This window comes from Timaviella obliquedivisa GSE-PSE-MK23-08B (assembly GCA_019358855.1).
GTDB classification, from domain to species: Bacteria; Cyanobacteriota; Cyanobacteriia; order Elainellales; family Elainellaceae; genus Timaviella; species Timaviella obliquedivisa.
The window spans coordinates 25976-44471 of sequence record JAHHII010000019.1 but is presented as its reverse complement, the minus strand read 5'-3'; the positions used below and the strand labels follow the sequence as shown (position 1 = coordinate 44471).

The following is an 18496-nucleotide window of genomic DNA, read 5'->3' as shown; positions in this document are numbered from 1 at the left end:
CATCTAGCGGTTACAGTTCAATTGCATTACTAATCCAATAGAGCCTGATAGACGTACTTGATCAGCAAGCGTATGAACACTGATTATTTTCAGGAGATATTAACATGAAGAGCCAAAAGGCATTATCTGCCTCGCGCCGCAATCTCATCAAGTGGGGAGTTTGTGGTTTTGGTGGTTTAATGCTTGCAACCCTCCCCAAGATGGCAACTGCCCAATCTAGGCGTAGTCGCACCCTCACTTTCAATGCCGATGACGTTGGCATTCTTAACTTTGCTCTCTTGCTGGAGGAACTTGAAGCTGCTTTTTATGCAGCAGTAGCGGATTCTGGCAAGGTTACAGATACCAGAGAGGCAGAGTACATGAGAGTTTTAGGCGCTCAAGAAGCGGCTCATGTGACGTTTTTACGCAGTGTTTTGGGTGACCAAACCTTGTTTGCTACTGAAGATATTAGCTTCAACTCAGAGGGGTTAGAGGCTATTCTTAGCGATCGCGACCAGATTCTTAATACAGCGGTTGCTTTAGAAGATGTGGGCGTTCATGCTTATAACGGTGCAGGCCCTAGTCTCACCAACCCAACTTACCTTCTAGCCGCAGGGTCGATTGTTTCAGTCGAGGCGCGTCATGCGGCTGGCGTTAGATCGCTACTTGGGAGACCTGTCACTGAGCCAGACAGCGATCGCTTAGTGCAGGACGCAGACTTAGTCGCTGAGCTTAATCCATTTACAGGAAAAGCTTACGACGAGCTATACACCCCTAAACAAATTGTGGCGATCGTTGCCTCACTAAACCTGATCAACAACCCAATCAACGGTGCGCTCGTTGCATAATAAGAGGAAGAATCCAATGAAAACCCATTTGACCCCTATCATTCCACGGGCGACTCATCGTCTATTATTGCCCTATCATTTCCTCGCAGTTTTATTTGCTCAATCGGGTCGGTTTGTGAGTCAGGTTCGACCTCTGGCTAAAGCAATGGTCTTTATTCTGCCATTGCTGTTGGTAGTATGTTTCATTCCAACCTCTGCGGCGTATGCTCAGGGCACAGTTTTGACACCTCGGCAAGTCACAGAATATGCATTGACATTAGAGAAATTAGAAGCCGACTTTTATCGTCGAGGTGTGGCTGCGGCTCAAAACGGTGGCTTGGCAGGCGCTCCTCAGGTGGCTAAAGATGCGATCGTGTCTTATGGGCAAGATGAAGCTGACCATGTTGAGCAACTTTCAGCAGTCCTGCCTTCTTTAGGAGGCGATCCAAATGCTGTCACCATTCCGGCTAACCCCAACTACACGGCAATTTTAGGACGTGATCCTTTTGCTAATCCCGCAGACTTTCTTTTAGCAGGGCAGTACGTTGAGGATTTAGGAGTTGCAGCTTACAAGGGGCAAGTGCAAAACCTTTTGGCAGCAGGTGAAGCCGGTAAAACTGTTTTGGCAGCAGCCCTAGCTATTCACAGTGTAGAAGCTCGACATGCCGCTGGCGTTAGGTTTCTACGACAATCCTTGCTAGGAGAAGATGTAAATCCTTGGATTTCAACAAATGCCAGCAGTACCGAAGTGATCTATAACGAGAACCGAGGCGGCTCTCCGATTCCCTTTAGTTCTGATGCATTTGATGGTTACGCAACCGCAGATGAAGTGCTGGCACTCGTTAGTCCAATTTTGAATGTTGCCCAGCAACCGACAGTACCTCAGCCGACGACAGTACCTCAGCCTACAACACCTCGTCCTAGCCCATCTCCGCAGCCTACGCCTTCAGGCAGTGGCTCTTCGGCACCCGTACGAGCCTTGTGGTAAATCATTAAATTTAGGAAGGTTATTTGCCTCAAAGGTCGCCCTTAAAGACAAGGGCGACTTTTTATAGATGTGAAATCAGAACTAGGGATAAGAGCAAATCGTAATTACACTCAGATCTCTATTGCAACCGATTAGGTAAACCTTGCCACTCTTCAACCAGGAAAGGTGGCACTTTTAGATCAATAGTCGATGCGTCTTTTGTGGTCAGGGTCAGATATAGGGGCGTTTTAGGATTGAGTTGGGAAAGGATAGGCTGAATATCAAACTCTCCGATCGCTCCGGGGGGAAGGTTGACAGATATGTTGGAGGCAGTGAGAAACTGTTGGCGATCGTCGAGCCGGAGCGGTTGGAGAGGGCTGAGGGTCACTGAGTTAGGAAACCCTACCAGACGGAGCCGAACTGCAAAGCCGGGTTTTAAGGAATTGGCTGAACGTACCTGAAAGGCGATCGCCTGCCAAGATTTGCCAGTTTGATCTTTTAGAGCCCACTGAGATTTGTAAAGCAATTTTCCAGGAGATTCGTGGAATTGGCGAATTTCAGCGGCGGCAGGTGAACAAGTCATGCCATTAGCAAGGGTTAGAAAAACGATGAGAATTGCCAATAGCAGAGATTTCAAATACTTCATGGTCTGTACTGTTGGAGTTTCGCAACGACTGCCTAATGTCGTCCAATGACACCAGGTTTTAGCGTCGCATTGATAATTAGGAGCATTGTCTTATTGAAGCGATGAAGCGATCGCCACTTGACTCATCCCAAAGTTAATGTAGTGCAAACCTGATCCTAAGTCTAGGATAATCTATTCTCTTATGCATTAAGATCGCTATGGGGAAGAGAAATCAATATTAAGAAATACTAAAAATGTCTACTTAGTTGAAAACACCTTAGAGAAGGTGGGAATGATGAAAGCGCCTGGCTAGAGTAGGTTTAAGAATGTATTTATCAGCTCCTTTGCTTCATCCTCCTTTAACCCGTCAGCTTCCAAACATTTCCCATATCTGTCAACTTCAGTTGCAGCAGTTAGCGCTCCAAATTCCTGTTTTACAGGCGCAAATTGTCCACTGGCATCAATCGGGAACGCAGCCAGCGAAAACACGGCAAGTTACATCTTTACACGAACAGTCGAGTGAATTACTTTGGTACAGCAAGTATCAAAAATTACTCATCGATTCAGACGAATTTTTAACTCAATTTGCAACTTTACCCTTGCAAGTATTGACTGTTTTAGAGAATTTCTCGAGTAACGCGATCGCATCGGTTTGTCGCTTTGGTCAACAGGGTGACTTTTTGCTACTTTGGACTCAAGCTCGTCTTTCTTCGTCTCAGCAAATGCTGGTAGAGGGTCAAGTACAGCTTTTAGAGCATTTTTTAACAATGCACCAAGCGCATCTGCGGCAACAAGCAGAAAATCAACTTTTAGAGCAGATTTTACAATGCGCAGAGCATCAACTCCGAAATCCCTTAGCCTTGATTAGTCTTTATGCAGAGAACCTTTATCTGGGACTGTCGGCAGATGGACAAAAGCAGCAGGTAGCATTAATTCGAGAAACCACGGCTCAGTTAACTGAAAGCGTTTCTAATTTGTTCGCCTGTGGACAACAGTCGCAATTGCGGGTTGTTTCTTGTGATGTGCTAGAAATTTTGCGGGATGCTGCTGCTGGTTTACAACCTTGGCTCCGAGAAAAACAGGTTAAAATTTGCTTTCCTAAATCAACAGTGCATCTTTCGATCGATCGCTGGCAAGTTCAGCAGGTGTTCCACAATCTTTTGCATAATGCTGTGCAGTTTAGTCCTTTAGGCGGTGTGATCACTTGTCAATGGCAAATATTTCAGCAAGAGGTGTTGATTACAATTGCTGATCAAGGCTGTGGATTACCTGAAGCTGACATTGAGCAGGTATTTAAGCCATTTTACTCTCGTCGTCCGGGGGGGACGGGGCTAGGGTTAGCGATCGCTCAGAAAATTATTCTTGATCATCAGGGCAGCCTTTGGGCGGAAAACCTGTCCCAGGGCGGCGCACAGTTCTCGATTAGCTTGCCAAAGTCATCAGCTTACTAACCAATCAGCTTACTAACTAATCAGCTTGCTAAAACAGCCTCAGTTTTCAGCCTATTTCTAGCTCTATGTTCTTTTGGAGTAATTATGAGTATGACGGTTTCTGCATCCAAAGCTCCTACATCCGCTACGTCTGCCGCTCCGGTTTCGATTTTGCTGGTCGATGATCAGCAGCCATTTCGCCAAGGGTTGCGAACGCTATTAGATTTTTGCAATATTAATAGTTCAACGAATTTCACCATTGTTGGAGAAGCGGCATCGGCAGATCAAGCTTTTAATTTGGCGATCGAGCAACATCCGACGTTAACGCTGCTGGATTTAGAACTGGCGCACGGAGATGGCATAGAGGTGCTAAATCGTTTGGCGAATATGAGTTATGCGGGTAAGGTATTGGTCTTATCGTCTCACCATCAAGATGAGTGGGTGTTTCGAGCAATGCAGTCAGGGGCGCGGGGATATGTGTGCAAGGATCGGCTTGTCACTCAACTGCATGAGGCGATCGCCACTGTACTCAATGGTGAAGTGTATCTTTCGCCTGAAATTGCGACGGGGTTCTTTCGGATGTTTCATTTTTATGCAGGGCGATCGCTGCAAGCTAGGCAGTCGGTGCATTTAACAGAGCGCGAACAAGAGGTGTTGCACTGGTTAGTTCAAGGGGCTTCTAACGATGCGATCGCTCAGCATTTGTTTATTACCATTGCAACGGTTAAGGCGCATCTTACAGCAATTTTTGAAAAACTACAGGTAACAAGCCGCACCCAAGCGATCGTTAAAGCGCTGAAGCTAGGCGTGGTGACCGCTTAATGAGTAATTATCTTTCAATTGCAACCGTCACTGCATCGCTACAGAAGTTGTTACAGGCTTCGGTGCAGAGAGACATTGATGGAGCCAGAGTCACGACTGTTCGACCTGGAAGTTTGAGCAGTGGCGGAACGCCCGAGTCAGGGGTGAATTTGTTTCTGTATCAAGTTAGTCGTAACTCTGCGCTCAATAACGCTGATGCTACGCCTTCTCGGTCTAAGGGTAGCCCGATTAAGCGACAGGCAGCGATCGATTTATTCTATATGATGAGCTGCTATGGTAACGAAACAGAGCTAGAGCCGCAGCGCTTGTTGGGCAGTGTGATTCGTACATTTAATGACCAGCCGCTGCTGACTGAAGCAATGATTCGGGAGACGACGCTGGATTCGACATTTCGATTCCTAGCCGATTCTAATTTGGCGGATCAAATGCAGCAAGCTTTGATTATTCCTATCAATATGAATTTGGAGGATTTATCTAAAACTTGGTCGGTGTTTTTTCAAACGCCCTATTTATTATCTACAGTCTACAAAGTTATGGTGGTCATGATTGATGGTGATGAAACCATGAAACGAGCGTTGCCAGTGCGCGATCGCAATATGGGGGGCATCGTTCCTTTTCCACACCAGCCGATCGTGGAGCAAGTGGTTTCGCAATCGGGACGCTTTGATCCGATTTTGTTAGATAGCACGTTACTCATTCAAGGTAAGCAGTTTGAAGGGGCTGAGGTTCGCGTCCGGATTAGCGGTATAGATATTATTCCCGCCGAGGTAAGCTCTCATCAAATTATTGTTCCACTTGCTTTGGTTCCGCCTCATCTTTTACGGGCAGGTGTACAAAATCTTCAAGTAATTCATCAGGTCAGTACTGGAATCATGGATCCGCCCTATCGTAGTGTGGAATCGAGCGTTGTACCCTTTGTGCTACGTCCGACTATTAAGAGCATGAGCGTTCATCTTATTGAGCAAAATGATGAATTCCGAACTGCAAATATTACTGTTCAGGTAAACTTACCTGTGGGCGTTAAGCAGCGCGTGATACTCGCGTTAAATGAGTGGACAATTGATCAGCCTGCGGTTTACTTGTTTGAGTCCCAACCTCGTGATCAAGATACTGATGAAGTAATGGTTCCAATCATTGATGTTAAGGCAGGAGAATATTTGGTGCGGCTGCATGTGGATGGCGCAGAAAGCCAACTTGGCATTGATACCCAACCCGAAAGTCCTACCTTTAACTGGTATAACAGTCCAAGAATTGTAATTTAGAGGAGCGAAACGTGGAAGAGCAAAACATGGAAGATCCCAACATGGAAAATCCAAATATGGATGAACAACTGCTTGGAAATCGAATGAACTTAGAACTGGAATCGATTGGCTTGAATCAATTAAATGATTTGGGTAATAAAGCCATTAGCTTAGGTCTTATTGCTGGACATGGACATCATGGCGGACAGTATGAGTTGTTGCATCAGGGCAAAGTGGTGACCATCTCTCCTAATGAAGCAGTGACGTATCTAGAAAATTTGATTCAAGAGGTTGGGGGGTAAGTCACTTATCTCTGTCGCAGTAATCACGTCACGAGCTTGTAATGTGTTAATTGACAGCACCACAAATTGGTATCAGGAAAATCAGCAATATTTAAGCGCACACATTGAGCGGCTGCGTCAGCAGTTAAATCAGCAAATCCAAAGTACAGATTCTTTAGGGGCGATCGCCTTTCCCAGGGCGGCTCCCTCAATCTCTGCTGCTTTTGCCCTTGATCAATTGCGGCAGATCTTTGGGCTATCTGATTTTGAGCAGGATTTGCTGTTACTGTGTGCCGGAGTTGAGGTGGAATCCGACTTTGCTAATCTTTGTGCCACTGCCCACGGTAATCCTCAGCGAACTTATGCCACCCTGGGTTTAGCACTTGCTCTGTCGCCCCAACCGGAATGGATGGCATTGTCGCCAGAGCGTCCTTTACGGCGCTGGAAGTTGATCGAGATTGGTTCTGGGAATGCGCTTACCCATAGTCCTGTGCGAATAGATGAACAAATTCTTCACTATCTATTAGGTAATCGTCATTTAAGTGAGCATTTAATGGGGATGGCAACTCCGTTAAATGCTCCGGAGTCTTTGGTTCTTAGCCATCAACAGTTAGCAGAAGAAGCGGCAACTACTTGGTACGCGGTTTCTCAAGCTAACGAGGTTTTGCCTGTTCTGCAACTGTGTGGCAGCGACTTGGCGAACCAACGGGCGATCGCCGCCCTCACTTGCACCAGTCTGAATCTTACGCCTTACGCGGTATCAGCAGATTTATTGCCTGTCGATTTAACGAATCTCAATTTATTAAAGTGCCTATGGGAACGAGAATATCGGCTTAACCAAACGACGTTAGTGCTGGAATGGTCAGACACAACTACGACTGAACCTCGGTTAGACAATGCCATTTCTCACCTGCTAGAAACTATTGCTGCTCCGGTAATGCTGTTGAGCCGCGATCGCCGTCGTCAAGCCTCTCGTCCTTTCGTCACGTTTATCGTCAAAACTCCCACCTCTGATGAACAGCAGCAGCTTTGGCAACAGGCATTGGGAGAGTCTTCGATAGGTCTAGAAAAATCAGTGGCGTATTTAATCTCTTACTTTAACCTGAGTGCTCCGACCATCCGTACTCTAGGGAGCAAGGTGCAGCAGCTTCAAAAACAGCCTTGCGACCCTCAATCTCTGCCGAGGGCGCTATGGAATCTTTGCCGAACCCAGGCGCGCCCTCGCTTGGATGAATTGGCAGATCGGGTTGAGTCGAGTGTGGGTTGGGACGATTTAGTTTTGCCTGATTTAGAACTACAGGTGCTGCACAGTATTTCTTTGCAGCTTAGACAGCGAATTAAGGTTTATCAGGAATGGGGTTTTGGCAAAAAAAGTCAGCGTGGTTTAGGCATTAGTGCCCTGTTTTCAGGAAGCAGTGGCACCGGAAAAACCATGGCGGCAGAAGTATTGGCAAATGAATTGAATTTAGATCTGTATCGCATTGATTTAAGTGCGATCGTCAGTAAATATATTGGCGAGACAGAAAAAAACTTAGGACGAGTGTTTGATGCGGCAGAAACGGGCGGTGTCATTCTTTTATTTGATGAAGCGGATTCTTTGTTTGGAAAACGCTCGGAGGTCAAAGATTCCCACGATCGCCACGCCAACATGGAGATTAATTATTTACTGCAACGGATGGAGGATTATCGGGGGTTATCAGTGTTGACAACGAACTTGAAAGGGGCGATCGACCAAGCGTTTATGCGGCGGATTCGATTTATTCTCAACTTTCCTTTTCCCGACCCTACCCAACGCGCCGAACTTTGGCGACGAATTTTTCCAGCAGAAACGCCAACAATGGGGCTAGATCCAGTAAAGCTTGCTAAACTCAGCGTTGCAGGGGGCAATATTCGCAGCATTGCTTTAAATGCGGCGTTTTTAGCAGCAGAGGCAAACGAAACTTTGCAGATGAAACATATTTTAGAAGCAGCCCGGAGTGAGCATATTAAAATGGAAAAACCTTTCACCGATGTAGGAGTGAAAGGCTGGGTTTAATTGATTCCTAGCAGTCATTCAGAGCTTTCAACCGATGACACTAATTGAAACCTATCGTGTGAATGGCTTCTAAGGCTTGCTGCAGGGATGTTTCTCCTGCGTTCACCGACTCAATTACAGGGGGAAACATATCTTGAAACGCAATGAGTAGCAACATAACTTCTCCTATCATGTCACTATTGAGAGGAGCATAGTGGGGAAGGGGAGTAACATACCGAAATTGAACCCATTTTTCTTGTGTGTTCAAGCTGTAGCAGCCTAGCGGAATTTGGTTATTAATCACCTGCAATAAAAAAGCCAAGTCCGAGAGACGAGCTTCATATAATGAAAATGGAAGTTGAAAATAGAACTGCAGTAGGAGAGTATGCTCTAAATCCTCTTCAGAGAAAGGGAAGAAAGCATGATTAACTTCTCGATGACGTCCTCGTTGATCAGCCGCTAGAGTTGTAGACAGTGAAACTAAAGGCATTGTCTCTGATGGCTCTACCACAGCAGAGGGTAAAGACATTTTTTCTTCTAAAATGTCTTTAAGAGTTTCTAAAAGGTGGCGATGAAGATTATCTAACATAAATTACTCCTATCCGAATTGACGCTTCTGCATTGCTACACAAATCTGAACAAAGGCATTTTGAGAACCGTCAGATCCCTTGCTAGCCTGACCACACCACTGCGGTATATTATGCACCCCAGCCGCTATCAGATAATTGCTAATTTTGTCGGCTTCAGCTTGCACATATGTCTCAGCCTCATTTCTCGGTTTAGCCTTGTACTCGGTTGCTGCTTGCTCAATCATGTCAAAGATCAATTGAGCATGTTGGACGCGGCGTTTCTGCTTCGCTGCTGTAGTCTTACGACTGTCTGTATCATAATTATCACGATATGCCTGCTTCGCTTCTCTTACCACAACTGCACCTGCTTTAATACCTGCGGCACCTCCTTTTAGCCCAACACCAACTCCAGCACCCGCACCAGTCATAATACTAATTTCGCCAGCAACCTTCATGAGTTCAGCACCCACTAGCATTGATTCACGCACAATACGTTTTTGGTTGATGTACTTCATTTCATGAACTAGGTGATATTCCTTCAATGCTGGTTTAATGGCATCAGGAATATTAGATGCATCTGGGTTAGCAACTATCTTATCTAGCATGTCTAGGTCAGTTGCGGTGTTGCCCCAGAAATTCCTACTAAAAACCTGTTTAGCGCCTGGGGCTCGACTCAGATTCTCCTTCATCTTCTTTTTCTGAATAGCCATCTCTCGGTAACTAAGCACTGCCTTATAAATACCGTAAGCCCGCATGATTAATTGACAAGCACTAACCACTAACCCAATTCCCGGCAGAGCGAATTGAAGCATTGCGGGTCCGCCCGTCGACTCGACTAAGCTCAGAACTTTCTGTGCTACTGTCATACCCGACTGGATAGTTTGAAAAACACTAGATCCAGCGCTCATCGCTTTCTCAAACGTTGTTTCGTTTTTCGTATCATTTTCTTTAAACACGTCCTGAACTTTAGACGTGGACTCTACGATACCTACCAGGGTTGAAAAGCCTGGACCCACTGTGCCCATAATACTGCTAGCTACGGCAACCCCAGATTTATCATCTGCCTTTGTGCCGATTTTAACTGCTGCGGTGATCTTCTCTCCTAAACCAACTAAACCACCTGCCCCAGACAAAACTGCCATTGCTTTGTCACCAACCGATTTGGCACCCCCAAATTTTTTGAGGGCAAAGCCAAGGCTTAGTAAGCTATTGACCATGCCAAACCCAACTGCTGTTGAAGCCTCTCCTTCTCCTGGTTTTTGCTCTGAAAGCTCTAACAAGTCAGCACGTCCATCAAGTGCGTCTGCTGTATTACCTACAGCAAACCCACCCCCTGCTTCATAGGCTTCGTCTCTCTTGTCTCCGCTACCCGACTTAAGCTCATCTAATGCTAAAGGTTGGGATGATGTTAGTGTAGGATTACGCTGAATTGCTCCTACTTGTTGCACTACATGAGTCAACTCATGGGCAAGGAGTTCTTGACCGCCCTTAGAACTCGGATCGTACTTGCCTTTGCTAAAAAAGATATCATTCTTAGTTGTGAAGGCTTGAGCATTGATAGAACGATTGAGTTGATCTGATTGAGAATCAGTGTGAATTCTTACATTGCCGAAGTTTGCACCAAATGCCTGCTCCATTGGTTCACGAATGGAATCAGATAATCCTTGACCGCTACCACGAGCTTGATTGATGGAAGACTCTAAATCCGTTGAAGCTGCCCTTCCGCCTGGATCTGACCTCCTTTGAATCGCAGGTTTCATCTGCAATTCTTCTTCCTCTTCTTCAGCCTCTCGTTGGATTGAGCTGGCTAAAGGCTTCATTTGGAGTTCTTCTTCCTCCTCTGGTTCTGCCGATCGCTGCACCGACTGATTCACCGATTTTCTGTGTAGAGCAGCTTTAGGCTGTAGCTTAGGCAAACTCATGGGCTGAGGCGCATGCAGACGGGCGACGACCTGAGCAGCCACTTGATCGGCTTCTTGCTCGTAAGGATCACCGACTTTACCAATGGTTAACTTAGGCTGAATGGGTAAATGAGAGAGCGATCGCATACTCATCCGTCCAAGAGAATGCCCCAGCAATAACCCATTGCTCTTCGTTTGCAGAATAGATTGAGAATTAGCGGTGATTGGACTTTCTGTCTCGTCCACTTCTTTACTAAATGCACGCGGCTGAAGCATTGGAATCAGAGCCGATGAAATAATCTGCTGAGTCACTGGAGCCCTCTGAGTTTGCTGCTTCGACATAAAACCTCGCATCATGCTAATTCTCAACAATAGAGTTCCCAAAGATTTGCTCATGGGATTCACAGACGGAGTTACTTATTTTTCTGCAATCGAAACAGTAGGCTCGGACGGCTTTTCAGACAACCCCAATTGATCTCTCGCTTGAGAGATGGTGTAGGCTAGCCCAGCTTTGCCTGCTGACAAAATCGATTTTCCGGTTTCAGAAGCAAACTCTTCGGACTTGACCTGTTTGAGGTTTTCTAACAAAGTTTTAGAGCGTTGTCCTGTCGAAATAGCGCTGGTGCTAATCCAGTCGAATAAAACTAGCACCAAACACAGTGTTAACCACACCAGCACTAATGATTCTTTGATGATGTTGTAGGTAACGACAAATACTTGAGTGTAGGCTCCAAGCGTATTGGGAGCAGCAAGGAGTTGCTGAAGTTTAGACAGTTGGGCTAAAAATTGATTGCTCATGGCATTTAGTTAAGACGCTACAACAGTGAAGCCTTAATGTTCTGCAAAGAGCATTGGAATTTCAGTAGACTAAGGTCTGCATTTTAGGCGACGGAATTTAATCTTCAATTTCTAGCTGTGCAACGACGATCGCACAAAAAATAAATGCGGCAACTAGAGGCATAGGGCACTGGGAGAGATAGCTGGCAAGAATGGCGATCGCAGTGCTAACAATGGCTGCTAACCGCCACCGTTTTTCATCGACGGTCAATCCCCGCTCTTCTTTAATTACGCTCAAAACTTGGTTGGGAATGGGCAATGGCATAACGCCATGGGGAGGAAATGCCCAGAACTCATTACGGTTAGGTGTGAAGAGATCAGTCCAGCCATTTTCCGCGCACCAATCTTCGATCCAGGTTATGCAATAGTGATTCATAGTCTGTAGCAGATGGCAAGAAATAACCGAGACGGGGCAGACTCGTGCTAAATTAGCAGTTGCCGCTGTTTAAGATGTCTTATCTAGCAGGCTAACAGAGGCTTTAAGAACTGTGGGGTCCAGGCAAAAAAAGTTTACTTAGAGGCAAAATTTAATTTACAAATAGATACTTTTTAGAGGATGTCTGAGAAGTCTAGATTGCTATCCGATCCGCCCCTAAATCCCTCATTCTGGGGGACTTTGAAGGAGCATTGGTTCGGAAGTCCCTGCCCCAGAATGGGGGGTTGGGGGGCGAGTGTAAAAATCTTTGATACCTCTCAGACATCCTCTTAGGCATTGCTGCATAAAAGCATGAATCTCTGCCAACCTCTTTCCTTCAGGAGAGGGGTTGGAGGAGAGGTTTCTCTCATTGCGTTTCAACTTAACCTAACCCCAAATCCCTAGTTTAGGAGGGCATGGGAGCCAAACTTTTATACGATATTCAGCACTACCTGATTGCTTAACGGACTACCAGTGATCTGCTGTCCAATGACGAACAGGGGCGTGCAAGTAAGCGATTGTATCAACTGCGACTTTTGCTAACTTATAGCCTTGCGCCTTAAGATAGTCTAAACAATCATTGCGATCGCGAATTGACATGATTGAATGCTCAAAATGAATCACGGCAGGTTTAATCCGATCGAACGGCAGACTGCGAATGATTTCAAAATCATGTCCCATCGTGTCGATTACCAATAAATCAAGCTGGTGCACCTGATGTTTTCTTAACAACCCTTCGACTGTTACCGTCGGTAAAACAACTTCCTTAATCAAGGACTCAAAATCATCTGGAATGCCAGGATGCTTTTCAATGACTCTCCAATGGAACAGTGCCCCTAATAACTTTTGGCGATCGAGGCTTGCTGACTGTTCCAACCAAGGCGGTAGTTCTATGCCCTCGCGTTGCTGAACAGTATAAAACTTTGTTTCACCTGCCTGTTGGCTAACGATCGCGTTTTCAAAAATTAATTGATCTTCCCCTTGGTAGTTCTGCATCAATCGTTGAAATACCTGCGGTTGAGGTTCTACCAAAATGCCACGCCAGCGATGTTGCTTAACTAGATGATGAATCGGATCGGCAAAGCTGCCATCATGGGAGCCAATTTGCATAAAAAATACATCTGGCTTCATTCGCGAAAAATCCCGAATGACTAGATCCAAAATATCAATAAATGGGTAGACCGCGGGTTCAGATAGGTCGGAAATTTTTGAAATGCGATATCCCAATGAATGAGCCATATGGCGGATTGTATTCTTAATCATGGCTGTTGGGGTAAAGGAAGAGGTAGATGGAACGCAAGAAATATATCTAGCATTCTAATTGCTCTCACATTTTAAGAATAGTGAGGGCTGAGATCCGTGTCGTCCTCAATACCAGATCATTCTTTTTGCACGTCTCTACGCAAACTCTTCGTACTTTGGCTAAAAATGCTTTCTTTTCTGAGAGGTTGTCTGAGAAGTCTAGGTTGCTATCCAATCCGCCCCCTAAATCCCCCATTTTGGGGGACTTTGAAGAAGGAGTGGCTCGGAAGTCCCCCAAAATGGGGGGTTGGGGGGCGAGTGTAAGAATCTTTGATACTTCTCAGACATCCTCTGAAGGATCTTACTGACTTTTACACTTTTACTAGCACACTGACTCAAAACGATGAGCAGCAATAATCTTTTCACAGAACTGAGAACCCTGTTTAGACAGTCAGTTTTTACATTTCTGGAACGTTAGTGGGATACTTTCGTTATCAGAATACTACTTTTGTTAGGAACTATTACAAGATTGCATCTAAAATCAGATCTGCACCCCGTCGAATCACATCGGTACAGGGCAGTCCAGTTTCAAGCTGGGCTTGTTCGATCGCCATTTCTGCTTCAGATTCGCTTAAATTAAAGGTGTTAAGGGCAATTCCCACAACTTTAGCAGGCGCAAATGCTCCACCTGCGGTAGCCACAGTCTCATAGAGTTGAACTACTTTAGACAAAGATGGAATTACTACATGGTTAAAGTTTTGAATATGGGTTTGATGGGCGCGATGCACCAAAATTAAATGGGTAGGCTGAGAGCCTCTTATTAAGGGCAGTGTGGCGGTTGAAGCCGGGTTAATCAGTGAGCCTTGCCCCTCAATGTGCAATACGTCGTAATCAAATCCGTAGCGCATTGTTACCTGCTCGACTGCGCCTGCGGCAAAGTCAATCCGCACGGCATCTAGAGGTACGCCATCATGACCTAGCATAAGTCCGGTTTGTCCTGTGGCGATAAAGCGCGATCGCCAGCCTCGGGCGAGGAAGGCTTTGTGAAGTTCTAGGCTTGTAGACATTTTGCCAACACTCATATCTGTTCCTACGGTGAGCACGCGCAAACAGGGCAGCGATCGCGCTTGTCCGGTGCCAACTGTGAGTCCTGCGGGTTCTTGCCGCACATCCCAAATCCATTGCTGGGGCTTTAATAAAGACTGGAGTTCAGGATCATTAGCCAGAGGAGTGTGTAATCCATTAACGACTGATAATCCTGCTGCAATGGCTTGCTTGACTTCTTGTAACCAAACGGCAGGCAATGCCCCGCCAGAAGGAGCAATGCCGATCGCCAGCACCGTCGGATGATGGGACAAGGCTGCTCGTGTCGATGCCACGATCGGCACATTGCGGTTAATGCCAGTGAGTGCCAGTAACGATTGTCCGGCACAGGTTTGATCGATGACTGCCACAATTTCCATATCGCTGTAGCGCAGCAGAGAAATCCCCGTTTTTCCTTTTGACGATTGGGTGCCTTCGTGGAGTAAAATGGCGATGCGATCGGTGGAAGTCAGCATAGAGAATGGGGATAAGTCTGAAGATTGCAACTATAGATTATTATGAACATGAAGTAGAGGCTCTCTGCATACCATGATCTGAGGAGATACTTAAGTCATGACAGCATCTCAAACTAGCAAAGCCCAAGTCTCATCCTTGTATGATCAGGACTTTTGTTTATGGGCTGAGCAAACTGCACGGCTTTTGCAATCTGGGCGATACTCAGAGATCGACCTGGAGAACTTAGTGGACGAAGTGGAAGACATGAGCCGCAGTGAGAAACGGGCACTATTGAGCAATGTTCGTGTGGTGTTAATGCATCTACTGAAGTGCAAGTACCAACCTGAAAAGCATTCAAATAGCTGGCTTAGCTCAATTCGGGAGCATCGAACTAGGCTACACGATACATTCAAAGATAGTCCTAGCCTGAAAAGATATTTCCAAGAAACGTTTGATGAGTGCTACCAAAATGCTCGAAAGCAAGCCTCAGACGAAACAGCATTACCACTTGGTAGTTTTCCTCAAGAGCCGCCCTTTACCCCTGATGAATGTCTGAATGAGGACTTTTTGCCTGGAACGTTAAGAATTTAGGCGCTGCTGAATTGCGATATGAAAATCATGTTCCCCTGCCCTCGCAGGGAAGGGGCTAGGGGTTAGGTTTCGACAACGCAGCGCGACAGACCCCTCCCTAAATCCCTCTCCTAAGGGAAAGGGACTTTGAAGGATTCATATTTTGATTCAGCAATGCCAGAATTTAACCCAACCCCTAGACCTGGTAAATGAGTAGGAATTAGGTAGCCATCTTGCGTTGTGGCTCCAGTGAAGGGATCGTTAATAAGATTGAGATGGCTGTCTAGGTCAAGATGATCGGCAAAGGGGGCGAGATGGGCGGCAGCAGTGTTGGCAAGGATGCTGTCTGAGTAGCAGCCCAGCATGATTTGCAAGCCGTGAGCTTGAGCAGTGTGTACCATGCGCAAGGCTTCAGTGAGTCCGCCAGACTTCATGAGTTTGATGTTGATGCCATGGACGCGATCGCTCAAAGCAGGAATATCTGAGCTAGTGAAACAACTCTCATCGACAAAAATAGGCAAAGGCGATTGGCGGTAGAGAATCGGTAAATCTTGCTCTTGTCCGGCGGGCAAAGGCTGTTCAATGTAGGTAATGCCCTGATCGGCAAGCCAGGAGGAAAGGGCGATCGCTTCTTCCAAGTTCCAGCCGCCATTCGCGTCAATGCTGAATTTTGCATCCACAGGCGCAACTTCTTTGACTGCCAATAGCATGGCTTGATCAGCATCTGTGCCTTCTGGGCTGCCTAGCTTCACCTTAACCGCTTTAACCGGAGTGACCTGTAGCCAGTCGAGCATTCGTTGCTGGGCGGCTGCGGGTGAACTAATGCCGATGGTGACGGAGGTGGCGACAATGCGCGATCGATCGAGTCCCCACAGTTGCCAAAGAGGAAGCCCAATTTTTTTGCCCAACCAATCGTGGAGGGCAAGGTCAATGGCAGTACGGGCAGCAGAAAGCAGGCTGAGATTGCAGCAAATTTGTTCGATCGCCTGCTGATCAAAAGGAGAAAAGGGTTGAAGATGGGGAACTGCGGCTTGAAGTTTTGCGACAAGAACTTCAACGACTTGAGGATGTTTGCCCACGGAAAAAGGGGAGGCTTCGCCCCAACCTTCAATGCCATCCTGTTGGATGCAAACCCAAACGTTGGTGGTGTGGGTAGTGGTGCCTCGGCTAATAGTGAGCGGGAAGCGTTTGTTGACCGTGAAGGTTTTAATTTGGATTTGCATCGTGTTTAAGCGGCAGAATATTCAAGCAGGTAAGAAGAGGGATCAGGCATGATAGTATCTGCTTTAAATTAACTAGTTATCTCGTTACCCAAACACCCACGTTTTCTAATTGACTGTTCGATTCGTCACGCATAATCATGACACAGACTGTATTGCCCCAAGCTTCATCTATGCCTCAACCCAGTAGACCGTTAGTTTCGGTCGTGATGCCTTGTTTGAACGAGGAAGAGGCGATCGGGATTTGTATTGAAAAGATTCAACGGACTTTTGCGACGGCAGGCATTAACGGCGAGATCGTGGTTTGTGATAATGGCTCAACCGACAATACGGTGGCGATCGCAGAGCGGATGGGCGCGCGGGTGGTGCATCAGCCAATGCGGGGCTATGGCAATGCCTATATTAAAGGGTTTGCCAGTGCTAAGGGCAAATATTTGATTATGGGCGATGCTGATGATACCTATGACTTTACGCTGATTCCTAAGTTTTTAGAGTACTTGGGCGATCGGGGCTACGATTTTGTCACAGGCAGCCGCTACTTAGAAGGAGGGAACCAAAAGATTCCCTTGCTGCACCGTTTGGTGGGCAATCCGGCGCTAACGGCGCTCCTCAACTTCCTGTTCAACACGCCCTATAGTGACGTTTACTGTGGCTTTCGAGGCTTCAGTCATGTCGCCTACGATCGCATTCAACCTGTTAGCTCTGGCATGGAATTTAACTTAGAGCTAGCCATTAATGCTGGACTGGCAGGGCTAAAAATTGCTGAAATCCCGATCGTTCTGCAACCTCGCCTGGGCGAATCTAAACTCCGCACTTTTTCCGATGGCTGGCGCAGTTTACGAATGATGATGATTTACTGTCCTAACAAAGTATTTCTGCTGCCAGGATCGGTGCTGTTGACTTTGGGAATGATCACGCATCTGGTCGTGCTGCTAGGGTTCGCCCAATATGAGGGTCGTCCGCTGGGCGTGGTGACAGGCATTTTTGCCACCATTTTTAGCGTGGTTGGGTTCGAGATCCTGAGTTTAGGAATCCATACCAAAACCTATTCTTGGAGCCGTCGGTTTGATAAAGACAATCGGCTTTTGCGGAAATTCTATCAATTTTTCAACTTAGAGACAGGGTTGCTGTTAGGAAGTACGCTGATTTTTATCGGTGGGTCAATTTTGGCAACCTTGCTGACTCAGTGGTTGCAATCAAACTTGATGCCGTTGCCTCGTCCTGAATGGGCTTCTTTTGCGGCGACGCTGCTGATTATGGGGTTTGGCACTGTGTTTTCGGCACTATTTATTTCGGCAATGTCCATGAAGCGAATTGAGGGCTATGAGCAAGAAAGGTAAGTCGAGTCAACTTGGACAAAGCCTTTACGTTCAGCCTAACTTGGGAGGAATGATTAGCAAAATTTCTTGGTACGCCCGCCAAAAGATGTTTGCATCATTAACTCGGTTTTCGCCGCCCACGCCCGACATGACAGTGCTAGATGTGGGCGTTACTTCTGACTTGCGGGAAGATTCAAATTTTTTTGAAAAACTTTATCCTTACCCTCAAAATATTACGGCTGTTGGCGTTGAAGATGCCGCATTTTTAGAGCAAGAATTTCCTGGATTAACCTATGTTCAAGCCGATGGGTTGAACTTGCCATTTACCGATAAAAGCTTTGATTTAGTCGTTAGCTTTGCCGTAATTGAGCATGTGGGCAGCCGAGAGCAGCAAACTGCGTTTGTGCAAGAGCTACTGCGAGTGGGTAAAACTTGCTGCATCACAACGCCTAACCGTTGGTATCCGGTAGAATTTCATAGCATTCTGCCTCTGGTACATTGGTTGCCGCCGCTTTTGTTTCGACGCATTTTGAAGCTTCTAGGTAAAAAGTTTTGGGCTGAAGAAAAGAATCTCAATATACTCTCTGAACAAGAGGTATTAGAAATGATTCCAACCCATCTACAGATTTATCGAAAGCACTTCAAACTCTTGGGTTGGGTGTCTAATCTGGTGTTCTACATCGTGGATCAGGATTAAC

The 18496-nt window shown here is 46.3% G+C and carries 18 protein-coding genes; 10 read left to right on the top strand and 8 right to left on the bottom strand.

Annotation, left to right across the window (positions count from 1 at the left end; genetic code table 11):
- Positions 1-104 precede the first annotated feature (104 nt).
- Positions 105-827, top strand: coding sequence for a ferritin-like domain-containing protein (locus tag KME11_21480; GenBank protein ID MBW4517785.1), 723 nt, complete (start codon positions 105-107; stop codon positions 825-827).
- 16 nt (positions 828-843) lie between these two features.
- A complete protein-coding gene (locus tag KME11_21475; GenBank protein MBW4517784.1) occupies positions 844-1794 on the top strand; it encodes a ferritin-like domain-containing protein in 951 nt (316 codons plus the stop codon).
- Positions 1795-1912: 118 nt separating this feature from the next.
- Here the strand turns inward: KME11_21475 and KME11_21470 are convergent, their stop codons facing one another.
- Entirely contained in the window at positions 1913-2419 is a 507-nt protein-coding gene (locus tag KME11_21470) for a DUF3122 domain-containing protein (protein ID MBW4517783.1), read from the bottom strand.
- Between the two features lie 305 nt (positions 2420-2724).
- On the opposite strand from KME11_21470, the gene KME11_21465 reads away from it, so the two are divergent.
- The 5 genes from KME11_21465 to KME11_21445 all read left to right on the top strand — a co-directional run bounded on the left by KME11_21465 (position 2725) and on the right by KME11_21445 (position 8207).
- Entirely contained in the window at positions 2725-3849 is a 1125-nt protein-coding gene (locus KME11_21465; GenBank protein ID MBW4517782.1) for a HAMP domain-containing histidine kinase, read from the top strand.
- 90 nt (positions 3850-3939) lie between these two features.
- Complete coding sequence (locus KME11_21460) at positions 3940-4650, top strand: response regulator transcription factor (protein ID MBW4517781.1); 711 nt, start codon at positions 3940-3942, stop codon at positions 4648-4650.
- Entirely contained in the window at positions 4650-5912 is a 1263-nt protein-coding gene (locus KME11_21455) for a DUF4255 domain-containing protein (GenBank protein MBW4517780.1), read from the top strand. The genes KME11_21460 and KME11_21455 overlap by 1 nt, the downstream gene beginning before the upstream one ends.
- 56 nt (positions 5913-5968) lie before the next feature.
- Entirely contained in the window at positions 5969-6193 is a 225-nt protein-coding gene (locus tag KME11_21450; GenBank protein ID MBW4517779.1) for a hypothetical protein, read from the top strand.
- A 49-nt stretch (positions 6194-6242) separates the two neighbouring features.
- Positions 6243-8207, top strand: coding sequence for an ATP-binding protein (locus KME11_21445; GenBank protein ID MBW4517778.1), 1965 nt, complete (start codon positions 6243-6245; stop codon positions 8205-8207).
- 40 nt (positions 8208-8247) lie between these two features.
- Here the strand turns inward: KME11_21445 and KME11_21440 are convergent, their stop codons facing one another.
- The 6 genes from KME11_21440 to KME11_21415 all read right to left on the bottom strand — a co-directional run bounded on the left by KME11_21440 (position 8248) and on the right by KME11_21415 (position 14709).
- Positions 8248-8775 carry a YbjN domain-containing protein gene (locus KME11_21440; GenBank protein MBW4517777.1) on the bottom strand — a complete coding sequence of 176 codons (528 nt, stop codon included), beginning with the start codon at positions 8773-8775 and terminating at the stop codon, positions 8248-8250.
- 9 nt (positions 8776-8784) lie between these two features.
- Positions 8785-10677, bottom strand: coding sequence for a DUF4157 domain-containing protein (locus tag KME11_21435; protein ID MBW4517776.1), 1893 nt, complete (start codon positions 10675-10677; stop codon positions 8785-8787).
- Positions 10678-11073: 396 nt separating this feature from the next.
- Positions 11074-11454: a hypothetical protein gene (locus KME11_21430; protein ID MBW4517775.1), complete on the bottom strand. Its 381-nt coding sequence runs from the start codon at positions 11452-11454 to the stop codon at positions 11074-11076.
- Positions 11455-11551: 97 nt separating this feature from the next.
- Positions 11552-11869: a hypothetical protein gene (locus tag KME11_21425; protein MBW4517774.1), complete on the bottom strand. Its 318-nt coding sequence runs from the start codon at positions 11867-11869 to the stop codon at positions 11552-11554.
- Between the two features lie 507 nt (positions 11870-12376).
- Positions 12377-13171, bottom strand: a complete 795-nt coding sequence (locus KME11_21420; protein ID MBW4517773.1) for an FkbM family methyltransferase — start codon at positions 13169-13171, stop codon at positions 12377-12379.
- A 500-nt stretch (positions 13172-13671) separates the two neighbouring features.
- Positions 13672-14709: a DUF1611 domain-containing protein gene (locus KME11_21415; protein ID MBW4517772.1), complete on the bottom strand. Its 1038-nt coding sequence runs from the start codon at positions 14707-14709 to the stop codon at positions 13672-13674.
- Positions 14710-14806: 97 nt separating this feature from the next.
- On the opposite strand from KME11_21415, the gene KME11_21410 reads away from it, so the two are divergent.
- Positions 14807-15280, top strand: a complete 474-nt coding sequence (locus tag KME11_21410; protein MBW4517771.1) for a DUF29 domain-containing protein — start codon at positions 14807-14809, stop codon at positions 15278-15280.
- Between the two features lie 110 nt (positions 15281-15390).
- Here KME11_21410 and KME11_21405 read toward each other — a convergent pair whose 3' ends face one another.
- Positions 15391-16482 carry a dipeptide epimerase gene (locus KME11_21405; protein ID MBW4517770.1) on the bottom strand — a complete coding sequence of 364 codons (1092 nt, stop codon included), beginning with the start codon at positions 16480-16482 and terminating at the stop codon, positions 15391-15393.
- 137 nt (positions 16483-16619) lie between these two features.
- Between KME11_21405 and KME11_21400 the strand changes: the two genes are divergently transcribed.
- Both KME11_21400 and KME11_21395 read left to right on the top strand, forming a co-directional pair.
- On the top strand, positions 16620-17819 hold the full coding sequence (locus tag KME11_21400) for a glycosyltransferase family 2 protein (protein ID MBW4517769.1): 1200 nt from the start codon (positions 16620-16622) through the stop codon (positions 17817-17819).
- The gene (locus KME11_21395; protein ID MBW4517768.1) at positions 17803-18495 is read left to right on the top strand and encodes a class I SAM-dependent methyltransferase; all 693 of its coding nucleotides are present in this window, start codon (positions 17803-17805) and stop codon (positions 18493-18495) included. Before KME11_21400 ends, KME11_21395 begins: the two co-directional genes overlap by 17 nt.
- Position 18496: the final 1 nt, after the last annotated feature.